The organism is Sphingomonas sp. CFBP8993, from assembly GCF_034044895.1.
Taxonomy (GTDB): Bacteria; Pseudomonadota; Alphaproteobacteria; order Sphingomonadales; family Sphingomonadaceae; genus Sphingomonas.
The window spans coordinates 165,658-179,679 of the sequence record NZ_JAXCWU010000001.1; the positions used below are offsets into that span (position 1 = coordinate 165,658).

A 14,022-nucleotide genomic window follows, 5' to 3' on the forward strand; every position below is an offset into this window, starting at 1 on the left:
TCGGAACGTCAGGCTTGCGGGGGCCTCAGGTCGACGGTGCCCGCCGTGCCGTTCAAAGGAGCAATGAGGGAGGCAACCGCCTGCATTCCACGCGCAACATGCGCCCATGCCGCACCGGCCTGCATCGGCTTGCCGACCTCATGTCCGTGGCAGACGGTGTGATGATGCGGATAGCCCTTGTCGCTATCCGAAGGGACTTCGTCGCTATCGCCGTCCGTATGCGCGGCCAACTCGACACCAGCGATGCTGCCCCCCGCCACATCGGCAGCATGAGCCATGCCCGACATAGTCGTCAGCATCAGCATCAAGCAGGCCAGGAGGGGGAGGAGGCGGCGCACGGAGCTTGGATAGTGTAAAAAGGTGTAGATGTCACTGCGAAGGGTTGGCGTCCCTTCCGCCCTCGTTTTCGGGACAACTCGCGATGTAGCTACCTGCCGCGGGGCTGCTGATAGCATCCTGGAGCACGCCGATGCCGAACGCTGCCCGGAACGCGTTGATCTTGCGCAGGGACACGGCGTCTTGATTGGCGCCGAGCGAAGATCATCACGATGGACTTACAGGCCAAGGCACCGACGTCCTCGACCATGCCAAGCGTCATTCAGCGATTTCCAACTGGCGTGCGCCCCATGCCGGGAACGGATCGCGCAGCGCTGTCCAAAGCGCGGGGGTGAAGGCAGCGGCGGAAACGAGGCAGGCATCCAGTCTCGCGCGGATTCGTGCCTCGTCCATGTTGATGCCGATGAACACCAGTTCCTGCCGCCGGTCGCCCCAGATCATGTCCCAATGCCTGGCGACGAATTCCTCGAACCGTCCGTCATCGGGCCATTGGTGTTTCGGGATAGACGCCCACCAGCGGCCCATGCGGGCCGTCTCGGTCTGGCTGCCCGCGAACGCGAGTTCGCCGATCCAGTCTGGCCGGGTCGCCAACCAGAAATGCCCCTTGGCGCGCACGACATGGTCGAGGCCGCCATCGGTCAAAAATGCATGGAAACGCGCCGGATCGAAGGGCTGTCGGGCGCGATAGACGAAGCTTTCGATCCCATATTCCTCGGTCTCGGGCTGGTGATGGGCATAGCCGTACAGCTCTTTCGCCCAGAGCGGATGGCGCGCCGCTTTTTCCTCGTCGAACAGCCCGGTGTCGAGAATGAGGTCCAGGTCGACGCGGCCGTGATCGGCCGTCACGATCACGGCATCCGCGTTGAGGCTGGCGATCAGCTTCTTCACGATGCCAAGCTGTTCCGGCGATACCGACGACGCCTTGTTGACGATCACCACGTCGGCGAACTCGATCTGCTCGACCAGCAAGCCGACCAGGCTGCGGGTATCGTCTTCTCCCAATGTCTCGCCACGGTCGGCCAGGAAATCCTGGCTCGAATAATCGGTGAGCAGGTTCAGGGCATCGACCACCGTCACCATCGTGTCGAGCCGCGCGACATCGCCTAGCGACACGCCCTCTTCGTCGCGGAACGAGAAGGTGGAGGCGACGGGCAGCGGCTCCGAAATCCCCGTGCTTTCGATAACAAGGTAATCGAACCGCCCCGCCTCGGCGAGTGTGCGGACCTCGGCCAGCAGGTCGTCGCGCAGCGTGCAGCAGATGCAGCCATTGGTCATCTCGACCAAGGCTTCCTCCGACCGGGACAATGCGGCCTCACCCCCACGGACGAGATCGGCGTCGATATTCACCTCCGACATGTCGTTGACGATCACCGCCACTCGCCGCCCCTCGCGATTGGCGAGGATGTGATTGAGCAGCGTCGTCTTTCCGGCGCCGAGGAAACCCGACAGCACGGTCACGGGAAGGCGGGAATCGGACTGGGAAAGACGTGTCATGACGATCATCCGGCGAGTTATGTTACAACATAACATAGACCGGAAAAAAGGAGGATGTCCAGTGGCATCATCGAGCGGCGACGCTGTCGTCGACCCGGGTTCCACCCATCTCGGATGACCGCTCACGGGTTGGTGGCAGTTTCGAGATCGGCATTGGGACCGCCTGTTGCGTGCCGCAACTCCGAAGAGTTGCGGCATGATTGGTCATGCCGGTTGACCGTTTCCGCCCGTCGAACCGAAAATCTGGCCCGTCGAGTAGCTCAACGACGGATCGGCGGCGGCCACGTAAAGTGCCGCAATTTCCGCCGGCTGGCCTGCTCGCGCCATTGGCGAATCTCCGCCGAAGTTCCGCAACTTCTCAGGCGTCGCTCCGCCGCTGACCTGTAGGGGAGTCCAGAACGGGCCGGGGGCAACGGCGTTCACGCGGATGCCGCGGCTGGCGACTTGCTTGGCCATGCTCTTGGTGAAGTTCAGCACCGCGGCGCGCGTCAGTGCATAGTCGACGATGTCGGGCGAGGGATTGCCAGCCTGTTCGGACGAGGTGTTCACGATGACCGCGCCCGCGCTCATCCGCTCGAGTGCCGCCTTCGTCAGCCAGAACGGTGCGTAGACATTGGTTTTCATCGTGTCGTCGAAATCCTGGCTCGAGATATCGGCGATACCGGGACGCGTCTGCTGGCGTGCCGCATTGTTGACGAGGATATCGAGGCCGCCCAGCTGTTCGCTCGCCTGCTTCACCAGTTGGCGGCAAAAACGTTCGTCACGCAGATCGCCGGGAATTGCGATCGCCTTGCGACCCTCGGCCTGGATCAAGGCCACGACCTCGCGAGCGTCCGGTTCTTCGGCGGGTAGATAGTTGATCGCGACGTCCGCACCCTCTCGCGCATAGGCGATCGCCGCAGCCCGGCCGATGCCGCTATCGCCGCCGGTTATCAGGGCCTTCTTGCCAGCCAGTTTGCCTGAGCCCTTGTAGCTTTTCTCACCGTGGTCCGGGCGCGGGGTCATTTTCGACGCAAGACCGGGCCAAGGCTGGCGCTGTGCGGGATAGGGGGGCTTGGGATAGGCTGCGGCCGCCGATGTCGTCGCGGTATTGTTGCCGCTACCCTGCGTTGCGGCATTTGCGGCTGTCGCTGCGATGGCGCCAGCGGTGACGGCTGCACCCGTCACGAATGTGCGTCGTGTGGTATCGGTCAATGTCATAGCTCCCGGAATGATCACATTCACAAGCGCCAAACGATTGCTTCTGTTCCAAATTGAGGGATGCTGCGGCGTTGTTTCTTCTGCGCCGTCTGCATTTGCCGGGCGGCCAATACGGGTGACCATCCGCAAGCGGCATTTGTCCCGTCTCGACCACGTTTGTGATGCCGAACGACCAGATGATTGCGTGTCTGATGCGGGGATGCTTGGCCAAGCGCATGAGGGCTCGGTTCTGGGGCATCTCGTCGGCCCGCTATTCACTGGCTGTCGGTGATCCTCCGCCCAGCGTACGGGCCAAGGCGACGCTCGCGGTCAGGCGTTGGTTCTGCAACGACAGGGCGCTTTGCTGGTCTCGAAGGAGACTTTCCTGGGCGGTGGCCACATCGAGATAGGTGGTGGCGCCTTTGATGTAACGGTCCAGCGCGATCTGACTTGCCTTGGCGGCGGATGCCACCGCTTCGTTCTGTGCGGTCTGGGCTTCATCAAGATGATGGAGGATGGCCAGGGCATCCTCGACATCCTGGAATGCCCCAAGGGCGCGGACCCGGTAATCGGCTGCGGCAGCGGCCCAGTCAGCGCGCGCGGCGGCGACATCGGCGCGGCGCTTCCCGCCGTCGAACAGGTTGAGGATCGCGCCCGGTCCGATCGCCCAGAAGATATTGGGGGCGGCGACCAGCCCCGCCAGCGCCGTGCTCTGGAACCCGCCTGTGCCGCCCAGCATGATCTGTGGGAAGAATGCGGCCCTGGCGACGCCGATCCGCGCATTGGCCGCCGCCATGCGCCGCTCGGCCGCCGCGACATCGGGGCGTCTGGCGAGCAGGGTCGAGGGGATGCCGACCGGAATGGCGGGCAGGGCGAGCGGGGTATCGCGACGCGGGATCGAGAAGACCGAGGCAGGTTGTCCGACCAGGCTGGCGATCGCATGTTCGGTCACGGCGCGATCCGCCTGCAACACGGCATATTGCGCGCGCGCCTCGCCGAGTAGCGCACCGGCCCGGCCGACATCCATCCCGGTCGCGATACCGCCGCGGAAGCGGTTGCGGGTCAGGGCATCCGCCTTGGCGAAGGCATCAATCGTCTGGGCGAGAAGCGCCAGTTGCTGATCCTGCCCCCGCAAACGCACGAAGTCCGAGGCCAGCTGGCCTTGCAGGGCGAGCTTGACCGCCGCCAGGTCGTCGCGGCTGGCTTCGGCAAGCGCACGGCCGGAGGCCACGGAGTTGCGCACGCGCCCCCACAGATCGGCCTCATAGGATATGTCGCCGCCCAGTGTTGCGGCGCTATAGAAATCCGGTTGCGACCCGCCGCGCAAGGGACGCTCGTCCGACTGTCGGTTGCGGGTCAGGTTCGGGGTCAGCTCGACACGGGGGAACAACCCGGAACGCGCGCCCGCCAGGGTGGCACGGGCCATGTCATAGCGAGCCAGCGCGCCCGCCAGCGTCGGATTGTCGCTGTCGATCCGCGCTTCCAACTGGTCGAGCAGCGGATCGCCGAAGCCGGTCCACCAGGCGGCGGGCAGGGTCGTGGTCGCCGCATCGGCGGTCTTCCACACCGTGTTCCCGGCCGTCGGCATTTCCTTATACGCGGCAGGGGCGGGGATGACCGGCGGGTGATAGGCGGGGGCCATCGAACACCCGCCCAGAAGCGCCAGTGCCGTGCCGGCGAGCCAGCGGGATGCGATCGATAGGGACACGGGCTTAGCCATGACGATTCTGCCCCACGCGGACCAGCTCGCCCTGCGCCAGCGAGTCCGGCGGATTGTCGACGACCTGTTCGCCGGGCGTGATACCCGACAGGATCTGCACGGTCGGGCCATTGTCCTGCCCGATATGGACCGGATGCATCACGATATGCCCGCGCGGGTCGACCGTGGCGACCTGTGCGCCGCCCGCGCCGAACAGGATGGCGCTGGATGACACTAGCGCGGTGCCCGGCTGGCCGGGCAGGTCGAAGCGCGCCTGGGCATAGCCGCCGGGCTTCAACAGGCCGTCGGGATTGTCGGCGAGAAGCTGGACGCGGAAGGCACCCGATTGCGGATCGATGGCGCTCGACAGGCCCGCGACCGTGGCGGTGAAACGGCGGCCCGGAAAGGCGGGGACGCTCAGCGTCGCGGTCATGCCCGGCTTGATCGTGGCCGACAGCGACTGCGGCACGTTGACATAGACGCGGATGCGGCGGGTGTCGGCCACGCCGAACATCGGCGACTGCGCGGCGGTGCCGGGACCGACGAGATCGCCCACCTCGGCATTGCGCGCGGTGACGACCCCGGCAAAGGGCGCGCGGACGACCGCATAGCGTTTCATCGCCTCCAGCCGCGACAGGGCGGCGCGCGCCTCGGCGACGCCCGCCGCCTTGACCGCCAGGTCGCCATTCTTCTCGTCGACCTCCTGCCGGGATACCGAGGAGGTGGTCAGCAGGTCGCTCCAGCGGGCGGCCGTACTGCGCGCCAGCTTTTCATGCGCAACGGCACTGGCCAGCGCGGCGCGGGCCTGGCCGATCTGTTCGTCGAGTTCGGGCGTATCGATGACGCCGAGCGCCTGTCCGGCGGCGACATGCGCGCCGATGTCCTGCGACCAACTATGCACATAGCCGCCGACACGCGGGAACAGCCGCGCGGCCTCCCAGGCCTCCAGCGTCGCGGGCAGGTCGAGCGCCTGGCTTGCCGCACCGCCCTTGACGGGGATCAGGTGGACGGTCGGAATGGCGTTGGTCGTGGACCAGCTGGCCGCCGCTGCGACGTCATGGCTTCGGGTCGAGATCCCGACACCGACCGTGCCGATCGCCAGGACGACGGCGGCAAGGCCGGCGATCTTCAGGCCCTTGGGCGTGGGCGTGTCGGCCGACACAGCGGGGGCCGGGGCGGCATCATGCATGTTTGGCTTCTCCGATGGGCATAAGGGGGGTGGGCGTGGTCGCCTTCCGGCGGCGGTGCGCAATGGCGAAGACGACGGGCACGAAGACGAGGGTGGCGAGCGTGGCGCACAGCAGGCCGCCGATGACCGCACGGCCGAGCGGCGCATTCTGCTCGCCGCCTTCGCCCAGGCCCAGCGCCATCGGGGCCATGCCGATCATCATCGACAGCGCGGTCATCAGCACCGGGCGGAAGCGGGTGGCACCCGCCTCCATCGCGGCCTGGATCGCGTCGCCGCACGCCGCCAGCCGCTCGCGGGCGAAGCTGACCACCAGCACGCTGTTCGCGGTCGCCACGCCCATGCACATGATGGCGCCGGTCAGGGCGGGCACGCTGAGCGGCGTATGGGTCGCGAACAGCATCCACACGATCCCGGCCAGTGCGGCGGGCAGGGCGGACACGATCACCAGCGGATCGATCCAGCTCTGGAAGTTCACGACGATCAGAAGGTAGATCAGGATGACCGCACCCGCCAGGCCAAGGATCAGGCCAGTGAAGGCGGTGTTCATGGTTTCCACCTGCCCACGCATCGCCACGGTCGCGCCCTTGGGCAGCTGGCTTTTGGTCTGGGCCAGCACTTTGTTGATGTCGGCGGCGACCGCGCCCAGGTCGCGACCCTGCGGCGTCGCATAGACGTCGAACACCGGCTGCACCGCATAGTGCGAGACGAGCGCGGGGCTGGGTTCGCGGTGCAAAGTGCCCAGCGCCTGCAGCGTCTGAAAGCTGCCGGGCGTGGCACCGGTGATCGGCAGGTTGTCGAGCTGTTCGATGGTGCTAGCGCGATATTGCGGCGATTGCACCACGATCGGATAGGACACGCCGTTCTTGGGATTGAGCCAGAAGGTCGGCGCGACCTGCGCGCTGCCCGCCAGATTGACGGAGAGACTGCGCGTCACGTCGTTCTCGGTGATGCCGAGGCGGCTGGCCTGCGCACGGTCCACGTCGACCGCATATTCGGGATAGTTGGACGCCTGTTGCAGGCGGACGTCGGCGAGGCCGGGGATCTTCGACAGGCGGGCAACGAGCATCCGGGCATAGGCCTCGTTCCCCTTTGTATCGGGGCCTGCGACCTGCACGTCGATGGGGGCGGGCGAGCCGAAGTTCAGGATCTGGCTGACGATGTCGGCGGGCAGGAAGGCGAAGGACGAGCCGGGGAAATCCTGCGGCAACTGTTCGCGCAATGCCTTGACGAAATCGGCGGTCGGGCGGTGGCCTTCCTTCAACGTGACCAGGATGTCGCCGTCCTGCGGGCCCACGCCGCCGGTGTTGGAATAGGCGCGGTTGATGCCGCTGACCGGCAGGCCGATATTGTCGACGATGGTGTCTAGCTGATCGGGGGGAATGACCTGTCGAATGCGGTTCTCGATATGGTCGAACAGCGCGGCCGTCTCTTCAATGCGGGTGCCGACGGGTGCACGGACATGCAGGCTGATCTGGCCCGCATCAACGGCGGGGAAGAAGTTACGGCCGAGCATCGGCACCAGCGCGAAGGACATCAGCACCACCACCATGAAGCCGATGACGAATGGTCGCCGGCGGGCGAGCGCGAAGGCGAGGAGGCCGGTATAATAGCTGCGCACCGCCTCGAACCGACGCTCGAAACCATGCTGGAACCGGCGTAGCGGATTGCGGCTTTCCGGCCGACCGGCCTGCGCGTCATGCGTCGCCATCACCTCGGCGGTGTGGGCGCTGCCATGATCGCGCAGCAGGTAATTGCCCATCGTCGGCACCAGGGTGCGCGACAGGATGAAAGAGGCGATCATGGCGAACACCACCGCCATCGCCATCGGTGCGAACAGGAAGCCGGCGACCCCCGGCAGGAAGAACATCGGCACGAAGGCGATGCAGATGCACAGCAGCGACACAAAGGCGGGGCCGACGATCTGCCGGGCACCGTCCAGGATCGCGTCGCGCACCGACTTGCCCTGTTCCAGGTGCCAGTTGATATTCTCGATGGTGACGGTGGCGTCGTCGACCAGGATGCCGACCGCCAGCGCCAGCCCGCCCAGCGTCATGATGTTCAGCGTCTGCCCGGCGAGCGCCAGCCCGGCGATGGCGGCCAGGATGGCGAGCGGGATCGACGCGGCAATGATGACGGTCGAGCGCCACGAGCCTAGGAACAGCAGGATCATCAGGCTGGTCAGCGCGGCGGCGATCACGCCTTCGCGCATCACGCCGGATACCGCCGCCTTCACGAACATCGACTGGTCGGACAGCAGCTTGACGTTCAGCCCGGGCGGCAATGTCGCCTCCAGCTTGGGCATCAGTGCCTTGACCTGATCGACGATGGCGATGGTCGAGGCCGAGCCGCTCTTCAGCACGGTCATCAGAACCGAGCGAGCGCCGTCGACTCGCACCTCGTTGCGCTGCGGCGGCGATCCGTCGCGGACATGCGCCACGTCGCGCATCAGGACGGTCGTCCCGTCGATGGTCTTGATCGGCAGGTCGTTGAGTTCGTCGATCGCGTCGGGGCTGTTGTTCAGGCGGAGATTATATTCATACTGGCCGATCTTCGCGGTGCCGGCGGGCACGATCTGGTTTTGCTGCGCCAGGGCGCTTGCGACGTCAGTCGCCGACAGCCGGTGGGCCTGAAGCGCGGCGGGGTCCAGGTCGATCTGGATCTGGCGTTCCTTGCCGCCATAGGGCGATGGGATCGCCGCGCCCTGCACCGACGCCAGCGCCGGGCGGATCATGTTCTGGCCCAGGTCGTAGATCTTCTGCTCGGACAGGCCCTTGCCCGACAGGGCGAGCTGAAGGATCGGCACGGTCGAGGCATTGTAGTTCAGGATCAGCGGCGGCGTGATGCCCGGCGGCATCTGCTTCAGAACGGTCTGCGATGCGGACGTCACCTGCGCGGTGGCGGTGCGGATATCGACGCCGGGGCGGAAGAAGATCTTCACGATACCGACGCCCGACAGCGACTGGCTCTCGATATGGTCGATGTCACCGACCGTGGAGGACAGCGAGCGTTCGTAATAATAGATGACGCGCCCCGACATGTCGCGTGGCGGCAACCCGCGATAGGTCCAGACCGCCGCGATCACCGGGATGCGGATGTCGGGAAAGATGTCGGTCGGCGTTTCCACCGCCGCGATACCGCCGACCAGCACGATCAGGATCGCGAGGACGACAAAGGTATAGGGCTTGGCGAGGGCAAGCTTGACGAGCTGAAGCATGGGCGTCCCGGTGACCGTCGGATATGGGCGGTGTCGGCAACGGCGCGGGGATCAAGGGGGGTGGGGAACCCGCTGCGCGTCGCCGACGGGGCCTCCATCGCGCCATTCGGGGGCGCAGGCGACTTAAATGAATTTCACTCCGGACGGGGCAGCGCGATCCGCACGCACAGTCCCGGCCCGGCATCGGACAGGCTGAGGCTGAGGCCATGCAGGTGCAGGATCGCGACGACCAGGCTGAGGCCCAGGCCGCTGCCCGCAATGTCCTGCGCCCCCTGGCCCCGGTGGAACCGGCGTAGCACCGCATCGCGTTCCCCGGCTGCGATGCCGGGTCCGTCGTCACGCACCTCGATCGCGCGCCCGTCCGGGCCTTCGGTCAGTGCGATCGCGACCCGACCGCCGGGCCGCCCGAACTTGATGGCATTGTCGAGCAGGTTGCTCAGCGCCTCGAACAACAGCTTGTCGTCGCCTTCCACCGACCATGACCGGGTAGCCACCGACAGGGCAATACCCCGATCCTCGGCCAGTGGTTCGTAGAGGTCGGCGACCTGTGTGACGAGGGTGCCCAGGTCGAGCTTGCTAAACCCGGCACGGCGGCGTCCCGCTTCCAGTTCGGAGATGCGCAGCAGGGCGGCGAACCGCTCCAGCACCAGGTCGAGGTCGCCGGTCGCCTGCCGGATGCCCGCCGCCACTTCGTCCGCGTCATGGGGGTGGTGGCGCAGTGCGTTCAGGGTCGCGCGGACGCGGGTGAGGGGGGTACGGAGATCATGGGCGATGCCATCGGTCGCGCCCTTCACCTGCGCGACGACGCGGCCGACCTCCTCGACCGTCGCGTTCACCGTCGTCGCGAACTGGTCGAGTTCGTCATGCCGCCCGGCGATCGGCATCCGAACGGAGAAATCGCCCGCCGCGATCTCCCGGCTGGCGCGTTGCAGGGCGCGCACGCGGCGGAGCGGTGCGCGGCTGAACCAGATCGCCGCCGCCGCCACGCAAAGCAGGGTCAGCAGGCCGCTGACGATCAGCGTCTCCAGGATGGTATGGCGCAGGTCGCGCAGCAGGCTGATGTCGCGCCCGACGAGCAGCGTTTCGCCCTCGCGGGTGCGCAGCGCGACCAGGCGGAAGGGGCCGCGCGATCCGTCCTCGACATCGACGGGATGGCCGGGGGGCAGGGGGCGCAACAGGCGGACATTGCCGACGATCGGGGTACCGTCGGCCGCGATCAGTGCCAGATAGTTGAAACCGGCCCGGTCGCGCCGCATCTCGTATCGCACGCGGTCGGGCAACTGGTCCGCCGGGACCTGCAACAGGCGCTGCGCGGCGGCATGGAGGATGCGGTCGCTGCGTGCGGTCAGGTCGCGGGCGGTGGCGGCATAGACCACGCCCAGCATCGCGATCAGCCCGACGACGAACACCGCCCCCAGCATGGCCGAGAGGCGGAAGGTGCTGATCCCGATGATGTCGCGCCAGCGCAATGGCGCGTCAGCTCTCGAAGAGATAGCCCTCTCCCTTCACCGTCTGGATCGGCGACGGTCGGCCCGGCCGGTCGATCTTCTTGCGCAGCCGGGCGATATGGACGCTGATCAGATTGGCGCCGGGATCGAAATAATAGCCCCAGACCCGCTCGAAGATGATCCGCCGGGTCATGACCTCGCCCTGGTTGCGCATCAGGAACTCGAGCAGCCGGAACTCCATGTGGAGCAGCCGGGTCGGCTCGCCGTCCACCTTGACCGTGCGGCGGACGAGGTCGCATTCGATCCCGCCGCCGCGAAGCACCACCGCCTCGGCCTGTTCGCGCCGCCGCAGCAGCACCTCGACCCGCATCGCCATTTCGGCGAAGTCGAAAGGCTTGGTCAGGTAATCGTCGCCGCCCGCGCGAAGCCCTGCGATCCGCTCGTCGACGTCGCTCAAGGCGCTGAGCATCAGGACCGGGATGGTGATATGCCGCTCCCGCAGGCGCGCGACCAGGGTCAGGCCGTCCAGTCCGGGCAGCATCCGGTCCAGGGTGATCGCATCGAACGCTTCGCGGGTGGCAAGGTCCAGCCCGCTATCGCCGTCCGCGGCCCGACTGGCGACATGCCCATGACGCGCCAGTTCGGCCATGATGGCCGCAGCGGTGGCGTCGTCGTCTTCGATGACCAGAATATCTGCCATGACGTGCGGCATAACCGCACACCCGCATGGCGGCCAAGACGCATCGCCGCAGGTTAAATTCATTTAAGTCGGCAGACGCGGCCTTCGGGGCGACAATGGGGGCATCTCACGGTCTCGGTTCAAAGGGTTTCACATGCGCCGCCCCGATTTCTGGACGATCGCTCTTCCGCTCGGCCTGGTCGCCGTCCCTGCGCTGGCCGCCCAGAGCCAGCGCGACATGAGCAACGACTGCTTCGACGTGGCGGCGCCCATGGCGGACGCCACGCCCTGTTTCGAACCTGGCCGTCACGCCCACCACCACCACCATGCCCATCACGATCGCAACGAGACCAAGATCGCCGCAAAAAAGGTCCGTGCGGCCAGCGGCGACACACCGAAGCGCCTGCTCAGATAGGCTGACGGTGCCGACGATCGAACCAGCGGGCACATGTTCGTGTCTTGGCCACAGCCTGCGATACGGTGGCCCACAAAGGGCATAGCGGGATGCGATGACAGTATGACCGCGACGCTATTTGCGCCCCTGATCGGCGAAAGCCACATCCGACGATGCACTCAAATCGAGGATGGGATGATGGGCGAGTTGGCGGGGTTGACGGTGGTGTCGGTCGAACAGGCTGTGGCGGCACCCTATCTCACCAGCCGGCTGGCGGACGGCGGCGCGCGTGTCATCAAGGTCGAACGTCCGGAAGGCGATTTCGCGCGCGGTTATGACCATCTGGTTCATGGCGAGAGCGCCTATTTCGTCTGGCTCAATCGCGGCAAGGAATCGGTGCGCCTCGACCTGAAGCAGGAGGCCGATCGTGCGATCCTGGCGCGGATGATCGATGGCGCCGACATCTTCGTTCAGAACCTGGCCCCCGGCGTCATCGACAAGCTGGGCTTTGCGCCTGCGGCTTTGCGCGCGCGTGATCCCCGGCTGATCACCTGTTCCATTTCCGGTTATGGACTGGAGGGGCCGTATCGCGACCTGAAGGCCTATGACCTGCTGGTTCAGGCCGAAAGCGGGCTGTCCGCGATTACCGGCAACGACCATGGCATGGCGCGGGTGGGCGTGTCGGTCTGTGACATTTCGGCAGGCATGACCGCATATCAGGCGGTGCTGCAGGCGATCATCGGGCGGATGCGCAGCGGCGAGGGGCGGCATATCGACGTGTCGCTGTTCCACGCGCTCGCCGACTGGATGAACGTGCCCTATCTGCAATATGTCTATGGCGGTAAGGAGCCGGCCCGTTCGGGGCTCAACCACCCGACGATCGCGCCCTACGGGGCCTATACCTGCGGTGACGGCTCGGCCGTGCTGTTCTCGATCCAGAACGAACGCGAATGGGCCAATCTGTGCCGCGATGTCCTCCTCCAGCCGGAGGTCGCGACCGATCTGCGTTTCGTCGGCAACAGCGCGCGGGTGGCGCATCGCGACGAGCTGGACGCGATCGTGTCGGCGGCCTTTGCGGCGGCGACACGCGACGAGATGATCGAACGGCTGGAGCGGGCGCGGATCGCCTATGGCCGGGTCAGCTCGATGGCCGATCTGGCCGCGCATCCGCAAAATCGCTACGTCACGGTCGACACGCCATCGGGACCGGTCCGGTATCTGGCCCCCGGCGCACGCATCAACAATCAGGACCCGGCATTCGGGCCCGTACCGGCCCTGGGCGAGCACGACGCAGGCTTGCGCGCGGAGTTCGCCGCCGGGTGACGTGTCGCGGGCGGCGCGCTATGCGCGGCGGCGGAGAGAGAGGACCCGCCCTTGGACGTCAGACAGCTGCGCTACTTCATCGCCATCGTCGAAAGCGGTTCCATCTCGCGCGCGGCGCAACGACTGAACGTCGCGCAGCCCTCGCTCAGCCTGCATGTCCGCAACATGGAAGCGGATCTGGGGGTCGCGCTGCTGTTTCGGACGGCACAGGGCGTCCAGGCGACCGAGGCGGGGGCGACGCTGCTTGCCCATGCCCGCGACATCGTCGCCCGTTTCGAGGAAGCCGAGCGCGCCATTCGCGATACCGATGCCGAACCGGCGGGAGAGGTGGCGATCGGCCTGCCGTCCTCTATCGCGCAGGTGCTGGGCGCGCCGCTGGTCCGCGCCGCCCGTGCCGAGTTGCCGCGCGTCCGCCTGCGGGTGGCCGAGGCGATGAGCGGCTATGTCTTGGACTGGCTGCGGCAGGGGCGGGTCGATCTGGGCCTGCTCTACGCCTTTGTCGAGGATCGTGAGCTGCGTTCAACGGGCATCCTGACCGAGACGCTGGTCCTGTTTGGCGCGCCCGGGGAGCCGGAAATCCATGCCATGTCCCCGCCCGGCCGGTCGGTCGGGATGGCGCAGTTGGCCGGGCTGCCCTTGATCCTGCCCAGCCCCGGCCATGGCCTGCGCGATCTGGTCGACGATCAGGCGGCCCGTGCCAAGGTCTCCCTGACCACGGGGTGGGAGATCGACGCCTATGGCGCGATCAAGTCGCTGGTGGCGGACGGGCTGGGCTTTTCCGTCCTGCCCGATCATTCTGTGGCCGCCGAAGTGGCGGCCGGGGCGCTCCGGTCCTGGGCGTTCGAGCCTGCCTTCCAGCGTACCGTCCATATCGTCGAGCCTGCCGACCGCCCGCTGACCACCGCGATGCGCGCGGTCGAGCGGCTGTGTCGACGGACCTTGCGCGACTTGGTGCGCGCCGGGGCGTGGGGGCAGGCGCGGATGCGGGTCAGTGTCTGATCGGGCATAACGACGCCCTATGGGCGCCAGCGCAAAAGCATCTTGGCGATGCGTTCGGCGAGCCAGCA

11 protein-coding genes are annotated in these 14,022 nt (G+C 66.6%); 3 read left to right on the plus strand and 8 right to left on the minus strand.

What is annotated here, in order from left to right:
- Positions 1-8: 8 nt before the first annotated feature.
- The 8 genes from SOM26_RS00730 to SOM26_RS00765 all read right to left on the minus strand — a co-directional run bounded on the left by SOM26_RS00730 (position 9) and on the right by SOM26_RS00765 (position 11,259).
- Positions 9-305 (minus strand): hypothetical protein, encoded by a 297-nt coding sequence (locus SOM26_RS00730; RefSeq protein WP_320450817.1) that lies wholly within the window; start codon positions 303-305, stop codon positions 9-11.
- Between the two features lie 289 nt (positions 306-594).
- The gene (locus SOM26_RS00735; RefSeq protein WP_475527922.1) at positions 595-1,794 is read right to left on the minus strand and encodes a GTP-binding protein; all 1,200 of its coding nucleotides are present in this window, start codon (positions 1,792-1,794) and stop codon (positions 595-597) included.
- A gap of 240 nt (positions 1,795-2,034) precedes the next feature.
- A complete protein-coding gene (locus SOM26_RS00740; protein WP_320450819.1) occupies positions 2,035-3,030 on the minus strand; it encodes an SDR family oxidoreductase in 996 nt (331 codons plus the stop codon).
- A gap of 250 nt (positions 3,031-3,280) precedes the next feature.
- Positions 3,281-4,729: an efflux transporter outer membrane subunit gene (locus tag SOM26_RS00745; protein WP_414711993.1), complete on the minus strand. Its 1,449-nt coding sequence runs from the start codon at positions 4,727-4,729 to the stop codon at positions 3,281-3,283.
- Entirely contained in the window at positions 4,722-5,897 is a 1,176-nt protein-coding gene (locus SOM26_RS00750) for an efflux RND transporter periplasmic adaptor subunit (protein WP_320450821.1), read from the minus strand. The genes SOM26_RS00745 and SOM26_RS00750 overlap by 8 nt, the downstream gene beginning before the upstream one ends.
- Entirely contained in the window at positions 5,890-9,111 is a 3,222-nt protein-coding gene (locus tag SOM26_RS00755; RefSeq protein WP_320450822.1) for an efflux RND transporter permease subunit, read from the minus strand. The genes SOM26_RS00750 and SOM26_RS00755 overlap by 8 nt, the downstream gene beginning before the upstream one ends.
- Positions 9,112-9,245: 134 nt before the next feature.
- Positions 9,246-10,580 (minus strand): sensor histidine kinase, encoded by a 1,335-nt coding sequence (locus SOM26_RS00760; RefSeq protein WP_320450823.1) that lies wholly within the window; start codon positions 10,578-10,580, stop codon positions 9,246-9,248.
- 7 nt (positions 10,581-10,587) lie between these two features.
- Complete coding sequence (locus tag SOM26_RS00765) at positions 10,588-11,259, minus strand: response regulator transcription factor (protein ID WP_320450824.1); 672 nt, start codon at positions 11,257-11,259, stop codon at positions 10,588-10,590.
- 133 nt (positions 11,260-11,392) lie between these two features.
- Between SOM26_RS00765 and SOM26_RS00770 the strand changes: the two genes are divergently transcribed.
- The 3 genes from SOM26_RS00770 to SOM26_RS00780 all read left to right on the plus strand — a co-directional run bounded on the left by SOM26_RS00770 (position 11,393) and on the right by SOM26_RS00780 (position 13,954).
- Positions 11,393-11,653, plus strand: coding sequence for a hypothetical protein (locus SOM26_RS00770; RefSeq protein WP_320450825.1), 261 nt, complete (start codon positions 11,393-11,395; stop codon positions 11,651-11,653).
- 174 nt (positions 11,654-11,827) lie between these two features.
- Positions 11,828-12,955 carry a CaiB/BaiF CoA transferase family protein gene (locus tag SOM26_RS00775; RefSeq protein WP_320450826.1) on the plus strand — a complete coding sequence of 376 codons (1,128 nt, stop codon included), beginning with the start codon at positions 11,828-11,830 and terminating at the stop codon, positions 12,953-12,955.
- A gap of 51 nt (positions 12,956-13,006) precedes the next feature.
- Positions 13,007-13,954 (plus strand): LysR family transcriptional regulator, encoded by a 948-nt coding sequence (locus SOM26_RS00780; RefSeq protein ID WP_320450827.1) that lies wholly within the window; start codon positions 13,007-13,009, stop codon positions 13,952-13,954.
- Positions 13,955-14,022: the final 68 nt, after the last annotated feature.